This is a genomic window from Micromonospora sp. NPDC049799, from assembly GCF_040656655.1.
Classification (GTDB): domain Bacteria; phylum Actinomycetota; class Actinomycetes; order Mycobacteriales; family Micromonosporaceae; genus Micromonospora.
On sequence record NZ_JBFAMU010000860.1, the window covers coordinates 1 to 1,287 of the forward strand.

Here is a 1,287-nt window from a genome sequence, read left to right on the forward strand (position 1 = left end):
GACGCCGGCACGGCCGACGAGCCGGGCGGGGTCGAGCCGACGCGTCCGCAAGGCGGACCCGGTCCGGTGACGCCGACCGGCCCGGGTGTCGCCGACCCGGCTCAGATGATGAAGTGCGTCCAGTACGCCAGCCAGATGACGAACAGCGCCCCCTGGAGCAGGGCGAGCGCGGCGGTGAGCCACACGTCGACGCCGGCGTGCCGGGCCCACCGGGCCAGCACCAGGGCGACCGGGAAGACCGCCAGCAGGTAGCGCAGCAGGCTCTTGTACACCGGTGGTCCCATGGACAACGGCACCAGCACCATCAGCACCCCGTACACCAGGTAGGGCAGTCCCAGGCGGCGGGCGCCCGCGACCAGGACGGCCAGGACCACGACGGCGATCCACACCCGCAGGGCGTCTCGGGGCGCCGTCCCGGTCAGGCCGTGCCAGAGCACCCCGAGCGGGTTCTGCACGGAGATGCCCCAGCCCTTCTCCTGGGCGTGCTTGTAGGCGAACCAGTCCCCGCCCTGCCAGCGGCAGAACGCCATGAACGTCAGCCAGCCGGCCGGTACGAGCACCAGCGGCCAGCCGACGCGCACGTACCGCGCCAGGTCCCGCGGTCGCCACCGGTAACCGTGCTGGCGTAGCAGCACCAGGGCCAACGGGACGACGACGACGAAGCCCACCGAGCGGCTCAGCCCGAGGAAGTACCCGACGATGCCGGCGAGCAGCCAGCGGCGGTCCTCGGCGTAGTGGAAGGCGGCCAGGGCGAGGCAGAGGAACAGCGACTCGGTCAGCGCCGCCTGGAACAGGAACGCGGCCGGCAGCAGCACCAGGTAGCGGACGAACCGGCGGGCACCGGCGTCGTCGCCGAGCAGCCGCTCGGCCAGCCGGTGCGCGTAGTAGAGCATCAGCAGGAACGCGACGTTGGCGACCAGCAGCAGCGCCAGCGCGGTCCGCCCACCCAGCAGCGGGGCCAGCGGTTTCGCCAGGAACGGGTAGAGCAACGGGAACGCGAAGTCCCGCCAGGGCTCGTCCAGCGGCTGTTGCACGAGATGGTCGTAGAGGAACGAGTCCCAGGCGAACCAGAGCGACAGCCACCGGTGCTCCGAGACGTCCCGCTGCTGCTGGCGCATCATCGCCTCGTGCGGCGGCGGCGCCCACGGCACCTCGTCGAACGCGCTCAACGCGAGCACACCGACGAGGCTGAGCACGATCTTGGTGCCGAGGAAGACCGCCACGACGTACGGCCACGGCGCCGGCACCCGGGCGACGGTCCGGCCCACCGCGCCGCGCGCCGCGCCG

The 1,287-nt window shown here is 72.6% G+C and carries 1 protein-coding gene; it reads right to left on the reverse strand.

The genetic code is table 11. The annotated features are described in order from the left end of the window. Window positions 1–101: 101 nt before the first annotated feature. Window positions 102–1,268, reverse strand: coding sequence for a hypothetical protein (locus AB0I76_RS30150; RefSeq protein WP_357042610.1), 1,167 nt, complete (start codon window positions 1,266–1,268; stop codon window positions 102–104). Window positions 1,269–1,287: the final 19 nt, after the last annotated feature.